The 14,968-nt window shown below is 35.5% G+C and carries 12 protein-coding genes and 3 pseudogenes; all 15 read left to right on the forward strand.

Features of this window, described 5'->3' with window-relative positions; all coding sequences use genetic code 11:
* Positions 1 to 15 precede the first annotated feature (15 nt).
* The 15 genes and pseudogenes from AC0VYG_RS02985 (at position 16) to AC0VYG_RS03055 (ending at position 14,957) form a co-directional block, all read left to right on the forward strand.
* Complete coding sequence (locus AC0VYG_RS02985) at positions 16 to 300, forward strand: helix-turn-helix domain-containing protein (protein ID WP_475430876.1); 285 nt, start codon at positions 16 to 18, stop codon at positions 298 to 300.
* Between the two features lie 15 nt (positions 301 to 315).
* A pseudogene (locus AC0VYG_RS02990) lies at positions 316 to 786 on the forward strand (transposase); the annotation flags it as partial.
* Between the two features lie 215 nt (positions 787 to 1,001).
* A complete protein-coding gene (locus AC0VYG_RS02995) occupies positions 1,002 to 1,385 on the forward strand; it encodes a MarR family EPS-associated transcriptional regulator (RefSeq protein WP_475430877.1) in 384 nt (127 codons plus the stop codon).
* Positions 1,386 to 1,502: 117 nt separating this feature from the next.
* On the forward strand, positions 1,503 to 2,765 hold the full coding sequence (gene tviB, locus AC0VYG_RS03000; RefSeq protein ID WP_475430878.1) for a Vi polysaccharide biosynthesis UDP-N-acetylglucosamine C-6 dehydrogenase TviB: 1,263 nt from the start codon (positions 1,503 to 1,505) through the stop codon (positions 2,763 to 2,765).
* Positions 2,766 to 2,818: 53 nt separating this feature from the next.
* A complete protein-coding gene (locus tag AC0VYG_RS03005) occupies positions 2,819 to 3,844 on the forward strand; it encodes an NAD-dependent epimerase/dehydratase family protein (RefSeq protein WP_475430879.1) in 1,026 nt (341 codons plus the stop codon).
* Between the two features lie 313 nt (positions 3,845 to 4,157).
* A complete protein-coding gene (rfbF, locus tag AC0VYG_RS03010; protein WP_475430880.1) occupies positions 4,158 to 4,931 on the forward strand; it encodes a glucose-1-phosphate cytidylyltransferase in 774 nt (257 codons plus the stop codon).
* Positions 4,932 to 4,936: 5 nt separating this feature from the next.
* Positions 4,937 to 6,037 (forward strand): CDP-glucose 4,6-dehydratase, encoded by a 1,101-nt coding sequence (gene rfbG, locus AC0VYG_RS03015; RefSeq protein WP_475430881.1) that lies wholly within the window; start codon positions 4,937 to 4,939, stop codon positions 6,035 to 6,037.
* Entirely contained in the window at positions 6,025 to 6,447 is a 423-nt protein-coding gene (locus tag AC0VYG_RS03020; protein ID WP_475430882.1) for a hypothetical protein, read from the forward strand. The genes rfbG and AC0VYG_RS03020 overlap by 13 nt, the downstream gene beginning before the upstream one ends.
* Before the next feature lie 2 nt (positions 6,448 to 6,449).
* The gene (locus AC0VYG_RS03025; RefSeq protein ID WP_475430883.1) at positions 6,450 to 7,313 is read left to right on the forward strand and encodes an SDR family oxidoreductase; all 864 of its coding nucleotides are present in this window, start codon (positions 6,450 to 6,452) and stop codon (positions 7,311 to 7,313) included.
* Positions 7,314 to 8,124: 811 nt separating this feature from the next.
* Entirely contained in the window at positions 8,125 to 9,372 is a 1,248-nt protein-coding gene (locus AC0VYG_RS03030; protein WP_475430884.1) for a flippase, read from the forward strand.
* Positions 9,373 to 9,663: 291 nt separating this feature from the next.
* Positions 9,664 to 10,985, forward strand: a pseudogene (locus AC0VYG_RS03035) (IS5 family transposase).
* Positions 10,986 to 11,448: 463 nt separating this feature from the next.
* Positions 11,449 to 11,589, forward strand: a pseudogene (locus AC0VYG_RS03040) (IS4 family transposase); the annotation flags it as partial.
* 141 nt (positions 11,590 to 11,730) lie between these two features.
* Positions 11,731 to 12,768 carry an EpsG family protein gene (locus AC0VYG_RS03045; RefSeq protein ID WP_475430885.1) on the forward strand — a complete coding sequence of 346 codons (1,038 nt, stop codon included), beginning with the start codon at positions 11,731 to 11,733 and terminating at the stop codon, positions 12,766 to 12,768.
* A 160-nt stretch (positions 12,769 to 12,928) separates the two neighbouring features.
* Positions 12,929 to 14,044 (forward strand): glycosyltransferase, encoded by a 1,116-nt coding sequence (locus AC0VYG_RS03050; RefSeq protein ID WP_475430886.1) that lies wholly within the window; start codon positions 12,929 to 12,931, stop codon positions 14,042 to 14,044.
* Positions 14,025 to 14,957: a glycosyltransferase gene (locus AC0VYG_RS03055; RefSeq protein ID WP_475449891.1), complete on the forward strand. Its 933-nt coding sequence runs from the start codon at positions 14,025 to 14,027 to the stop codon at positions 14,955 to 14,957. Before AC0VYG_RS03050 ends, AC0VYG_RS03055 begins: the two co-directional genes overlap by 20 nt.
* The last annotated feature ends 11 nt before the right edge of the window (positions 14,958 to 14,968 follow it).

Here is a 14,968-nt window from a genome sequence, read left to right on the forward strand (position 1 = left end):
GAAATCACTGATAAAATGCCTGATCAATGCAGGCTGAATTTTGCTTTGTTGACACGTCGTACGATCCAACAGCTTATCAAGCAATTGTGGGGGAAAGATATGCCCATTAGAGCCATTGGAGACTATCTAAAGCGCTGGGGATTTACCCCACAAAAGCCACTGAAAAAAGCCTATGAGCAAAACCCTCGAAAAGTGTCCAAATGGCTTGGGGAAGAGTACCCCTTGATCAAGGAAAGGGCGAAGAATGAAGGGGCAGAGATACATTGGGGTGATGAAACGGACCTTCGTAATGATAGTTAGCATGGACGAAGTTTTGCTCCTAAAGGCAAGGCACCAGTCCAAGTGATTCCAGCAAAGCATTGCCGAATCAATATGATTTCTACTATCACAAACCAAGGAACAGTACTCTTTATGACCTATGCTGACAACATGACAGCAAAAGTACTCATTCACTTTATGAAGCGATTGATCTTAACCTCTAAGAAAAAGGTATTTCTGATACTCGATAACCTTCGAGTACATCATGCAAAATTAGTAAAAGAGTGGTTAGCCAAGCCAAAAATCAAAGAGCAAATAGAAGTCTTTTATTTACCTGCCTACTCACCTGAACTCAATCCAGATGAGTATCTCGACTGTGATTTAAAGGCAGGTGTGCATACAGGTGATGCGCCAAAGAATGAAAAGGTTTTAAAGGATAGAGTGGTCTCTCATATGAGGGGGTTGCAGAAGAGTCCGAATCGAATCAAAAAGTACTTTAAACACAATTCAATCCATTATGCTGCATAGAAGATATAAATATCCGCCGGGTTAATAGTTGTCGGCTAAATCATACAAGTTCGGTGTGCATTGTTGGAAGGTATCCCGACAATAATTTATCCCCACAAACACTGTTAGACCAAAGTTTAACCTTGTCAGTAAAGCAACCATAATCTAAAATTCTCTATCTCTCTGTTTGCATAATTTAATGCTTTCCACTAGTATCGTTCAACAGATGAACATGTTTGTCAATCAAGTTAAAGTATCGTCTGTCTTGGTTGCGAGCTGGGGTAGGCCGTAGGCTATTTATGTTAACAGATGAATATCGCTATAAAATTCTTAAAGAGTTACAGCAAGATCCTGAAATTAGTCAACGGGAGCTTGCCAAGCGACTAAATATAAGCCTTGGCAAAGCTAATTTTTGCTTAAAAGCCTTAATCGAAAAAGGCTTGGTAAAAGCCGACAACTTTAAACACAGTACCAACAAAATTGGCTACCTATACCTACTGACACCAAAAGGCATAGAAGAAAAAGTCACCCTGACACAGCGTTTTCTACTACGAAAATTAAAAGAACACGAAGCCCTAGAAAAAGAAATAGAACAACTACGACAAGAAGTGAAAACGTAGGCCGGATGAACCAAAACACGGGTGATAAATACAACCACCTCGTAGGTCAGATTAGCCGAGGCAGGAGGTGTGACCTAACGGTAAGAACAAAATTATGTTAAATTTATTGGATAGAAAATGAAGAAAATTGCAGTAATTGGTTTAGGTTACGTAGGTTTACCTCTAGCAGTGGAATTCGGTAAACAGCAACCTGTTGTGGGTTTTGATATTAATCAAGCACGTATTGATGAATTGCTATCTGGTAAAGACTCAACATTAGAAGTTAGTCATGGTGAGTTAATTGAAGCGGTAAATCTAGCGTATTCTGCCAATGTAGAGGATTTAAAAGATTGCCAGATCTACATTGTTACTGTGCCTACACCAATTGATGAACATAAGCAGCCAGATCTTACGCCATTGGTTAAAGCTAGTGAGGTGTTGGGTCGGGTTGTATCAAAAGGCGATATCATTATTTACGAATCGACGGTCTATCCAGGAGCTACAGAGAAAGTTTGTATTCCTGTGGTTGAGCGAGCTTCAGGACTTAAATTCAATAAAGACTTTTTTGCTGGCTATTCACCAGAGCGAATTAACCCTGGTGATAAGAAGCACCGCGTTACTAATATTTTAAAAGTAACGTCAGGTTCAACACTAGAGATTGCAGAAGAAGTTGATCAACTTTATCGCTCTATTATTACTGCTGGTACATACAAAGCTACCTCTATTCGCGTTGCTGAAGCCGCAAAGGTCATAGAAAATACACAGCGTGACGTCAATATTGCCCTGATTAATGAGTTGTCTATTATTTTTAATAAGTTAGGCATAGATACACTTGAGGTACTTGAAGCGGCAGGTACAAAGTGGAATTTCTTACCATTTCGTCCGGGTTTAGTAGGCGGTCACTGCATTGGTGTTGATCCCTATTATCTTACACATAAAGCCCAATCCGTTGGTTACCACCCTGAAATGATTCTTGCTGGTCGCCGTTTAAACGATGGCATGGGGCAATATGTAGTATCTCAGCTAGTCAAGCAAATGCTCAAAAAACGCATACATGTTGAAGGTGCTAAAGTTCTTGTCATGGGCTTAACCTTCAAAGAAAACTGCCCAGACCTTCGAAACACAAAAGTGGTAGACATTGTGCAAGAGCTGAAAGAGTTTGGCGTTGAGTCTGATGTATATGATCCATGGGTGAGTGCTAAAGAAGCACAGCATGAATATGGTATCACCCCAATAGTAACTCCAGAAAATGGTCAATATGATGCAGTTATTATTGCTGTCGCACATGATGAGTTTAAAAAAATGGGTGCTACAGGAATAAGGCAGTTAACTCAACCAAATGGCGTTATATATGATTTAAAATATGTGCTTTCTGCAAAAGAAGCAGATATTCGCTTGTAATAATAAATTTTAGAAAAAATGATATTGTTAGAAGATTAAATAAGGCTAGATTTATGTCCCGTTACAATGAAGTGAAAGATCAACTACGTATCAATTGTAAAACATGGTTAATTACTGGTGTTGCTGGTTTTATTGGATCAAATATTTTGGAACACTTATTAAAGCTTAATCAAATAGTGATTGGTTTAGATAACTTTTCAACGGGCCATCAGCGCAATCTAGACGAAGTTAAAAACTTGGTTACCAATGAGCAGTGGCAAGGTTTTACCTTTATAGAAGGTGATATTCGCAATTATAAAGATTGCGAAGTAGCTATGGTAGGCGTTGATTACGTATTGCATCAGGCGGCTCTGGGTTCCGTGCCTCGTTCTATCGCTGACCCTCTTACGACAAACGCGGCCAATATCACTGGTTTTCTAAATATGCTTCAAGCAGCAAAAGAAGCAAATGTGAAAAGCTTTACTTATGCGGCAAGCAGTTCAACGTATGGAGATCATCCAGCTCTGCCAAAAGTGGAAGAAAACATAGGTAATCCGCTATCGCCTTATGCAGTGACGAAGTATGTTAACGAACTATATTCAGGGGTTTACGCTCGTACTTATGGCTTTAAAACAATTGGTTTACGCTATTTTAATGTTTTTGGCCAACGTCAAGACCCCAACGGTGCTTATGCTGCTGTTATTCCAAAATGGAGCGCTTCCATGATCCAAGGCGAAGATGTTTATATTAATGGTGATGGTGAAACTAGTCGTGATTTTTGTTTCATAGAAAACACGGTACAGATGAATATCTTAGCAGCTACAGCACCTGATGAAACTAAGGATCAGGTTTATAATGTTGCTGTCGGTGATAGAACAACGCTTAATGAACTCTATAAAGCTATACAAATAGCACTGAAAGAAAATGGAATAAACGTTGCATTTGAGCCTATTTATCGAGACTTTAGGGCCGGTGACGTTCGTCATTCTCAGGCTGATATTGAAAAAGCGAAAACCAAATTGGGTTATTCACCTGAATTTCATATTCTAGACGGTATAAATAAAGCAATGCCTTGGTATAAAAAGTTTTTTTTAAAATGAGAATATTAGTAACAGTCGGCTTGGGCTTCAATGGCTCGCTTTTATCTGTAATATTATCTAGTATTCCATGATAGTGATATTAATCTGGATAAGTTGACCCATGCAGGTAGCCTAGAATTTCTCAAGTGTAGTCCCGAAATGAGCACTATACCTTTGAGTAAGTAGATGTGTTTGACATGAATAAGTTAGGTCATGTTTTTAGTTTATCGGCCCCGATGTGGCGATGCTCTTGATCGCTCTATAACTGGCCTAAAAACTCAAAGGCTTTTATCTTTGATCTATCTCCCAAAATAATTTAATAGCTGGAGCACCAATGAAAGCAGTCATCTTAGCGGGTGGTTTAGGAACACGATTAAGTGAAGAGACCTCTGTAAAGCCAAAACCAATGGTTGAAATCGGAGGAAAACCAATTTTGTGGCATATTATGAAACAATACTCTGAACATGGTATTAATGATTTCATCATTTGTTGTGGCTATAAGGGATATATGATTAAAGAGTATTTTGCAAACTACTTCTTACATATGTCTGATGTCACATTTGATATGAAAGAAAATAATATGAAAGTTCATCGTAAACGTGCAGAAGCTTGGACTGTTACATTAGTAGATACTGGTGATAACTCTATGACGGGGGGGCGTTTAGGTCGAGTTAAAGATCATCTTAAAGATGAAGAAATATTTTGCTTTACGTATGGCGATGGTGTCGCAGATATTGATATTACTAAAACGATAGAGTTTCACAAAGCGCATGGTAAAAAAGCAACACTAACTGCCACTTTCCCCCCCGGCCGTTTTGGTGCATTAGATACTAGCGCAGGGCAAGTAAATAGTTTTAAAGAAAAGCCCAAAGGGGATGGGGCAATGATCAATGGTGGTTTTTTTGTTCTTTCACCTGAGGTACTTAAGTACATAGATGGTGATAGCACTGTATGGGAACAATATCCATTGAACCAGCTTGCTGAGGAGGGGGAGTTGATGGCTTATGAACATCACGGCTTCTGGCAACCAATGGATACATTGAGAGATAAAATTTATCTCGAAAACCTGTGGCAAGAGGGTAAAGCGCCTTGGAAAATTTGGGAATAAGAAACATGTTTAATGATGTTTATAAAAATAAGACAGTATTAGTAACTGGTCATACTGGTTTCAAAGGTTCTTGGCTAACGGCATGGCTACTAAAACTTGGAGCTCATGTTGTAGGAGTGTCAGATAAAATTCCAACTTTACCTTCAATGTTTAAAGAACTCAATTTGGAGAAAAAAATTGATCACTACTTCTGTGATATACGTAATCTTGATTCATTAAAAGCAATTTTCATACAGCATAAACCAGACTTTGTTTTCCATCTTGCTGCTCAACCAATTGTGTCTATTTCGTACGCAGATCCTTTAGATACAATTACAACAAATGTTGTTGGTACAGCTAATGTAATGGAATGTCTACGGTACTTTACCCATGTTTGTACGGCTATAGTCATCACTTCAGATAAGTGTTATGAAAACATAGAATGGGAGTGGGGCTATAAAGAAACTGATGCTGTAGGTGGACGAGATATTTATAGTGGCTCTAAAGGGGCTGCGGAAGTTATCTTTCATGCTTATCAACAGTCATTTTTTAACAATGATAAAGTAAAAGTACGCTTAGCTACAGGGCGCGCTGGAAATGTTATTGGTGGTGGTGATTGGGCTAAGGATCGAATTGTTGTAGATTGCATGAAACAATGGTCAGAAGGTATTCCTGTTGAATTAAGAAGCCCAAGTGCAACACGTCCTTGGCAACATGTATTAGAGCCTCTCAGTGGTTACCTGCGATTAGGGCAAAAATTATCTGAGGATGAGGCCTTACACGGCGAGTCGTTCAACTTCGGCCCTAAGTCTGAACAAAATAGAACAGTTTTAAACTTATTGGCAGACTTAAGCCTCTATTGGGACTTTAAAGATCCTAAAGATGCTTATGCAGTAACAGAAAATATTCCTTTTCACGAGGCCGGGCTGTTGAAACTAAATTGTGACAAAGCATTATTTCACCTAAATTGGGAAGCCAATCTATATTACAAAGAGTGTGTCAGGTTAGTAAGTGAATGGTATTTCTCGTTCTATAAAGAAAATATAGATATGTTTGAACTGACTAATAAACAAATTCATGAGTATGAAACTTTAGCTGCACAAAGGTTATTAGCATGGACAATATAATTAAAAGGGAGAGTCTTACGGAATTGAAGCAGATTAAACACCCCCAAGGGGATATTTATCATGCGCTTAAGGCTAGCGAACACTCTTATGCTGGTTTTGGTGAGGCTTATTTTACGCAAATTTTTGAAGGCGAGACAAAGGGGTGGAAGAAACATACTCAAATGACGATGAACCTTATTGTGCCTGTTGGGGATGTAACTTTTTATATTTATGATGAAGCTAAAGCTGAAACCAGATCATATCGAATTAACCAAAGTAATTACTGTCGCCTTACAGTTCCTCCTGGGTATTGGATGGCCTTCAAAGGACATGCTCCGAGTATGAATTTGGTGTTGAATGTTTCTTCAATTGAGCATTGCCCAGAGGAGGCAGAAAATGTTGCGTTAAGCAAGTTTTTTCTGGATGCTTAGTGATGAAATTAGCACTAACGGGTACAAATGGGTTGCTTGGGAGCAGGATCAAGAAAATAGCGGTTTCTGAGGGTATAGAGATTCTGTCTCTTAGTAGGGCTGAATTGAGTCCTCACAATGGATTGGAATCTATAGTTAAATATTTGCAAGAAATTAAATCTGAAGTACTTGTGCACTGCGCAGCAAATACTGATGTTGAAAAGTGTGAAAAAGAACCAGAATTTTGTTACCGAGATAATACTTTACTTCCAGAATTACTTGCAATTGCATGTCGTATTATTGGTATTAAAATGGTATTTATCAGTAGCACTGGAATCTATGGTACACATAAAAAAACAGCTTACCATGAGTACGATCAAATACGACCGACAACAGTTCATCATAATTCTAAATGGCAAGCGGAAAAGCTAATACAAAGTCAACTCAATGATTGTCTTATTATACGTACTGGTTGGTTATTCGGTGGTGAGTGGGGAATGCCTAAAAATTTTGTAGCAAATAGGATTCGTGAGTGTATTGCCTCTAATGGTCAAATTAACTCAGATGTTACACAATATGGAAATCCAACTTTTGTTGATGATGTTGCAGATAGAATTTTAACACTAATAAAACTTAATCTATCGGGTGTATTTAATTGTGTCAATCGGGGTATTGCAAATAGGCATGACTATGTGAAAGAAATTGTACGATGTGCTGAACTGGATGTAAAGGTAATTGCTAGTGATTCTCCATTCAAGAGAGAGGCTAGGGTTTCTTTTAATGAGAGTGCGTGCAATTTTAAAATGGATGAGCTGGGTCTATCTCATATGCCAATTTGGAACGTTAGTTTAGCAGAATATATATGTAAACTAAAAGGTAACTGGTGATCATATAGGAAAGAGCACCAAGAATAACTCTCAAAGTCTAATTGGGTGAAGTTTTTTTGGGCGTTATCTTTAGAGAATTCGATTGGTCGCTTGATTGAAGAGATATTTTTGTTTCATTTTTTGGCGTAGCGATATATAAAACTTTTTGATATTAATTAAATGGTACTAATGCTAACTTACGAACGGTATATATAATTATGGCAATAAAATTGCTTGATCACATGATTTCAGTATTTTAAAAACATGTAATGAATAAAAAGTACAACCAAATTATCCTTAAGCATTTGGTAGATCCCCTTATAGCATATGTTTAATGTGTAAGGCTCTTATTAATCTAGTGTTCATGAAAATTATATTTAAATGACGATAGTTTAAATACAAACTAGATATGGAGCTCTGGTAGGGAATTTGCTTTTTTAATAAGCTTGTATTTTGTTAAAAATGCTATTTTGATGTCTGTTGCTTTGCAAAAAAATGGTGGTTTTTTAATGTAACAATCTAAAAATAATTAATATAGAAAATTGGGCTTTAAAGTTTTTTCGTCAAAGGTATTTGGTTACGAAAAAGGTTATTTAATGGGGGATTGGTGATTAAAATGTTTAGTAAATGGTATATGTTTTTTATTTTTTATAAAGATAATTATCTAAAATAAAAAAGCATTGAGACGTTTTTATATTCGAACTTTAGATAGCTAATGTAGTTTTTTTTAGTTATTTTTGACGAGGGTTTAAATAAAGTTTGACTGATTGATGCTATATCAGTTTTGTAAAAAAATGAAGATATTTATGTCTTTTAAAAAATGGAATACCAAATGCTAGATAAAGTATTAATTAGGAATATATCTTCTCTTTTCAGTATTAATATGGCTGGATATGTAATTCCTCTTATTACTCTCCCATTTTTGGTTAGGGTATTAGGGCCTAAGGGGTATGGTATATTAGTATTTTCAATTGCAATAATACAATATTTTCTAATTTTTGTCCGTTATGGGTTTGAATTGTCAATCACTCAAAAGATCGCAAAATTCAGTGATGATCAAGTGAGTATTAGTGAGGTTTTTTGGAATGTCATGGCAATTAGGATGATAGTATCATTAATTGGATTTTTTATACTAATACTACTTATAAATTTTATTGATTCATTTAAAGAAATATCAGATGTATTAATATACTCATATATTACTGTTTTTGGTACGGCGTTATTTCCTCAGTGGCTTTTCCAAGGCAAAGAAGAGTTGGGGATTATATCATTTTACAGGGTTATTATACAGATATGCTCAATTCCTTGTCTGTTCATATTTGTTAGAAGTGAAAGTGATATAAATACTGCTGCCTTGATAACGTCATTACCTTTTTTAATAATTGCGATAATTTCATTTTTTTTAATTACGAATAAAAAGTGGATTGTTTGGCGTTACCCTACATTTAAAGGCATGCTAACTGAAATAAAAGATGGGTGGCATTTATTTATATCTATGGCAGCAATAAATTTTTATACATCGAGCACAACGGTTTTACTTGGTTTTATTTCTGGTCCAATAAGTGTTGCTGTTTATGTATCATCAAATAAACTTATTAAAGCTGCTCAGGGGTTATATTCACCGATATCTGCTTCTTTTTACCCTAGAATTAATAGTAAGATGAATGAGGGAAAAGAAAAGGCTCTAGAAGTCATTAGATATTTATTAAAAATTCAAACGCTTGTAGCTTTTTCAGTTAGTGTTGCATTTTTTATATTTGCTCCGTTTATTGTTGATATTGTTTTTGGGTCTGGATATCAAAGAAGCATTCTAATTTTAAGGATTTTATGTTTTCTACCGATTATAATTAGCATTGCAGATGTTATGGCAAATCATGTTCTCTTAACATTTGGATATAAAAAAGAGTTTTCGCGTATTTATTTAAGTTCAGCAGTTTTGAGTGTGTTGATGTTAGTTCCAGCAATTTTCTATTTTGATGCTGAAGGTGCTGCGATTTCTGTGGTGATTATTGAAAGCTTAGTTACGTTGAGGATGTATAAGATGGTTGTTAATAAAGGGATTAGGGTTTTCAAAAACTGATAATTTACTTTAGAATATTGAAAATCCAAAAAAAATTAAATTTTTGATGTAGAATTAAAAAGTGGTTTTTAATATAGTGATTTAATAGAATCTATATTTTTAGTTTGTCAAGATAATATTGGAAGTATAAATTTAAATATCATTTTAGTGTTGTGAGGTTGTAACCATTTAGTCGGCCCTAAGTGATTCACAACCTATTAAAATACAATGTATTTTGTATAATGCTAAGGACTAAAATCTCGCCAATAATGGCGCTTTAGCCCCAAAAAGTTGCAGAATCTGTGAGTTTTTATGAAGCCTCGTCAAACAAAGCAAGATCCGCAGAAGGATTTATTCCGACCTCAGCTAATTGATATTATTAACCCCAACCATACACTCGTTCGGTTGGCTAAAGTGCTGGATTGGGATCGGTTGGAGCCGCTGCTCTGCCGACTCGCTTGATGGTAGGGCTACTGTATTTACAGCATTTGTATAATTTGTCTGATGAAATGGTCTTAGAGCAATGGCTTGAATCGCCTTATTACCAATACTTTTGCGGCGAAACCTTTTTTCAACATGACTTCCCGTGCCATCCAACCAGTCTTGTTAAATGGCGAAAACGGTTAGGAGAAGAAGGCTGTGAATGGCTGCTTACTCAGACAATACAAGCAGGACTAAAGCTAAAAGCGATCAAGCCTGCGAGTCTAAAGCGTGTGATTGTTGATACCACGGTACAAGAAAAAAGCATCACCTTCCCAACCGATGCCAAACTCTACAACAAGGCACGACAGCAACTCACTCAAGTGGCAAAAGACCTCGCTATCACGCTAAGACAAAACTATGACAAAGCCTGCCATGAGTTAATGCCAAAGATTGGACGCTATGGGCATGCCAAACAATACAAACGAATGACAAAGGCGATTAAGCAAGTCAAAGGCTTCTTAGGGCGGGTATTGCGGGACCTTGATAGACAAGTAAAACGACAAGGATTAACGCTCACCCAAAAGCAAGAAGACACTCTCAACCAAGCTTATCGATTACTCAAACAAACGCGTCAGAGTAAAAACAAACTCTACAGCCTGCATGAACCCAATGTGGACTGTATCTCCAAAGGCAAAGCGCATAAACGCTATGAGTTTGGTGTGAAAGCCAGTATCGCGGTGACGGCTAAAGAATCCTTCATTGTGGGCGCAAGAAGCTATCCAGGTAATCCTTATGATGGACATACCTTGAAAGATCAACTTCAACAAGTGGAAACCCTGACAGGAAAAAAACCGGAAACCTGTTTTGTTGACCGAGGGTATAAAGGATCGGGCGTGGAAGACATTAAAGTCTTGGTTACAGGTCAAAAACGCGGTGTGCCCAAGAAAGAGAAGCGCTGGATGGGAAGACGAAACAGTGTAGAACCCATCATCGGGCATCTAAAATCCGATGGAAAACTCAGACGATGCTTCTTAAAAGGCATACTAGGCGATGCGATGAACGTGCTCTTAAGCGCCTGTGGCCAGAACCTACGTAAGCTACTGAAGTGGCTTTATTGCGCCCCATATTTTGGGCCATTTTTAAGACGATTATGGCTGAAAATAATTTTTCCAACGGAAAGACCTAAAAATAGCATGGCGCTTCTTGCGTGAAACGCCATTATTCAGGGACGACCAATTATTGTTCGGCTAAAAAAAGAACAAAGCATGCTCTAGCCCTGCCCTTAAATCCTCATTCTTGCCGAATTCGAGCTTCTTGTGCTTTGATTAGATTGTCAAATGAGCTTTTTTCTCGACCACATTTTATACTCAAAGCTTGCTTTTCCACGTTTTAAGTAGTCTCTATACCAACGACCAACTGTGCCTGCATGGACGCCTGTCACTTCAAATATGTCTTTAAAAGAGAAGTCTTTTTCTCGCAGCATGACAACTTGCTTTCGTAGCCTAGTAAGTTTTCTTGTGTCTATTTTTTCGTTCATTCAGTGATTATATCAGATAATTTTAACCGCCGGGTTAATATAACTGGTGTAGGCCGCATCAATGTAACAATGGGATGCCACCCGACAAAGCTGAGGAGCAACCTAATTTACAGTCTGGAATTAGTTGACTACTACAGATTAGGATGATCGCGTCATTAGGAGACTTTTTAGGCCGAAAAAGAGGTGGTGAACCGGGGATGAAAATCGTATGGCAAGGTTTAGAGCGGTGTCAGAGCATGCTTTTAGGTGCTGAAACACTTCGAGAAGTATTAAAATGACTTATGGTTAATGGGATGACTTCAAGTGGCAAGATATCAGTGTTTCATTCTCCAGACGCTTACGTTATTATAGGCGTAGGATTTTGTGACTTTATTCTGAGCATAAAATAAGTCTAAACTAAAAATCGAGATTATTTGAATATGTATGGCTCGTTAGTTTCTTATTATACCCTGTGTATTTTTTTCGTAATAATATCTTTTTTATCGTCAAATAAGATATATCTTAATAAAATAGAGGTTATAGTCTTATCTATATTCCTTATTATTGTAATCGTTTTTCGCAGTCCAGAAATGCCAGATTACCATAATTATCTTATGTATTTTGAATCGACTAATTCAAATCAACATTTTAACTATCTAGAGCCAACAAAAGAATTTTTCAGATATGTTTCTAGTAACTTTTTGGTTTTTTTACTTATCTATGCAATAGTTGCTGTTTCAACAAATATGCTATATATATATAAATATTATAGATCTGGTTTGTTATATATTTTATCATATGTTGTTTTTTGTTTCGTTCTTCATGAAATGATACAAATAAGATTGGCAGCTGCTGTTGGTATTTTGTTTTTTTGCTTTCCTGCTGCAAGAGATAGAAATATTGTAAAGTTTTTTTTGATAATTTCAATTGCTGCATTATTTCATATTACGGCTTTGCTATTTAGTATAGTTTATTTTTATCGCAGTAGGGTGCCTTGGCTTTTTCTTTTTATATGTATTGCTCTTAGTTTCGCACTGTCTGGCATAGTGGCAAAACTTGTATATAGTTTTGCATCAATTTTAAATATAGATATATTATCTTTTTACGTAAGGCGTTATGAACCGGAAGGAGGGTTTAAGATAATTAATATATCGACATTATCTTGTTTTGTAATATTTTTCATACTTTTTTTAAATAAATCATATTTTAAAAAAAACAGCTTAGAGGTGATGTATGTACAAAGCCTTGCGACCGGTTTGGTGCTATTTCCTATATTTAGTGCTTTTTCTGGTGCAGTTTCATACCGAATACTTCAACTTTTTTCTGTGACTATTATTTTTCTTTTACCTTTGTTTTTTGACTTCTTTCCAAAAATTAAATTCTTTGGAAGGTTTGTTTTTCTATTGTTCTGTTTGTTTTATTTGTTTTTAAGTTTTGATACACTTTGGCTTAGAATGGAATTCGAAAGTGTATTTTAAATTTGTCAAATGGTTTTTTAAATGAGGCTAGATTTTTGATGTTGATTACCTGTTTGTTTTAGTTTGACTCTAGGGTTTTTATGACCCGAGTGTGTTATAATAAAAAGATTAATCAAAAACAGAAAAATTCTGTGATGTCCGTATATGGCTTTTTAGGTATATGATGAAAATATTAATGATTGGTGTTGCTTCAATGGATACTGGTGGCATAGAAAACTATCTCATGTCAATATACAGAAACACAACTATACCAAAAGAAAATATCGATTTTTTAGTGCATACAAATAAAATTGGTTGTTTAGAGAGTGAAATTGCTAGTAACGGTAGTATTATATATAAGTTACCGAGACTACGGTCATATCCTATAAATTATGTAATTCAATTATATAAAATAATAAAAAATAATTACGATATAGTTCATAGGCATTCAACTGGGTCTATCATGTGGATTGATTTGTTAGTCGCTAAGTTTGCGGGGTGTCGAATAAGGATTGCTCATTCCCATAATTCGGATTGGGAACACAGACTGATACATTTTATAGGTAGGCCATTACTTAACTTGATATCTAACTACAAGTTGGCTTGCGGAATCAAGGCTGGTAAATGGATGTATGGAGAAAACAAGAAGTTTATTGTTAAAAAAAATTGTATTAATTTGCCAGTTTTCAAGTTTGACCCACAAGTAAGAGTGAGAAAACGAAATGAGTTGGGGATTGTTGAATCTGAAAAAGTTTTTGTTGTTATTGGAAGGTTAGTAAAAGAAAAAAATCATAAATTTTTGATTAAAGCAATTGTGGAAGCTTATAAAGCTAATAGGAATATGAAATTTTTGTTTATTGGTGATGGGCCATTATACCTTGAAATTGAGGGTTTAATAAGAAGTCTTGATGCTACTGATTATATTGAGCTTTTAGGGAATAGAAGTGATGTTCCTGAAATACTGAGTTCGGCTGATTTTTTATTGATGCCATCTATTTTTGAAGGGTTTCCTATATCGGCAATTGAAGCTCAATGTAATGGTTTATATTGTGTGATCTCGGACGAAGTAACTAGTGAAGTAAATATAGATGGAAATACTATTTTTATTCCATTGAAAACCAATTTATGGGTCGAGAATATTTTAAATCTTTCTCAACTAGATGATAGTGAAAGATTTAATGCTCGTGCTGAAGCGTGGAAAATAATTCGGGATGAGGGATACTCTGAATATGATTCAGCAATTGATATGACAGAAATGTATTTGAAGGCGTACGAGGATGTTTGCTGTGAGAAATAAATTCATTTCAGTTTTGATGGCTACATATAATGGTGAATCATTTCTAGAAGAACAGTTGAAATCGATTTTAAATCAAACCCACTCGAATTTTGAATTGATAATTTGTGATGATATGTCAACTGATGGTACTTTCGAACTTCTTGAGAGTTATTCATTGATAGATAAAAGAATTCGAGTTTTACGAAACTCAGAAAATTTAGGATTTAAAAAAAACTTTGAAAAATTAATGTCGATGGCACAATATGATTTGTTTGCGTTTTCCGATCAAGATGATATTTGGCATGAATTACATTTAGAGAAACTCTTAAGCAATCTGGGAAATAAAGACTTGGTTTGTGGTAATAGTGTATTTATAGATAAAGACGGAAATTTTTTAGGGAAACCTGTTAGAAGCAAGAACTGTAACCTGCTTGTCGAAAATCAAGAAGATCTTGTTACACATTTGTGCCATTCTAATTTCATTCAAGGTGCAGCATTAATGGTTCGAAAAAGCTTAGTTGACGAAGTTCTTCCAATTCCAGATGGAGTTAAGTTTCATGATTATTGGTTAGGAATAAACGCTGCAATTAGAAATGGTGTTTCATACACTTCAGATAATATACTCTATTACCGTGCTCATGGTAGAAATGCTACTAATTTAAATAAAGAGTCATTTTATTATCGAGTTTTTAAAGTTAAGAGTGATTACTCATTAAAAATTGAATTTCTAATAAATGTTATTGAGTTTAATAAAGGTAAGTGTATTAACTACTTAAGTAAATTGGATGAAGCTTTATTTTATTATAAGAGTTTACAGGAGAGAAAGAATTTTTTTTGTTCCTTAAAATATTTTTTCCGTAATTATAGAAGAATGTATTTAACTGATTCAAAGAGATTTTTGAGGCTTCTAAAGATTTTTGTTTTCAAATATTAAATTAAAATTAA

It is taken from the genome of Marinomonas sp. 63XJN7_7_ISO-PGPR-S23-202, assembly GCF_056173505.1.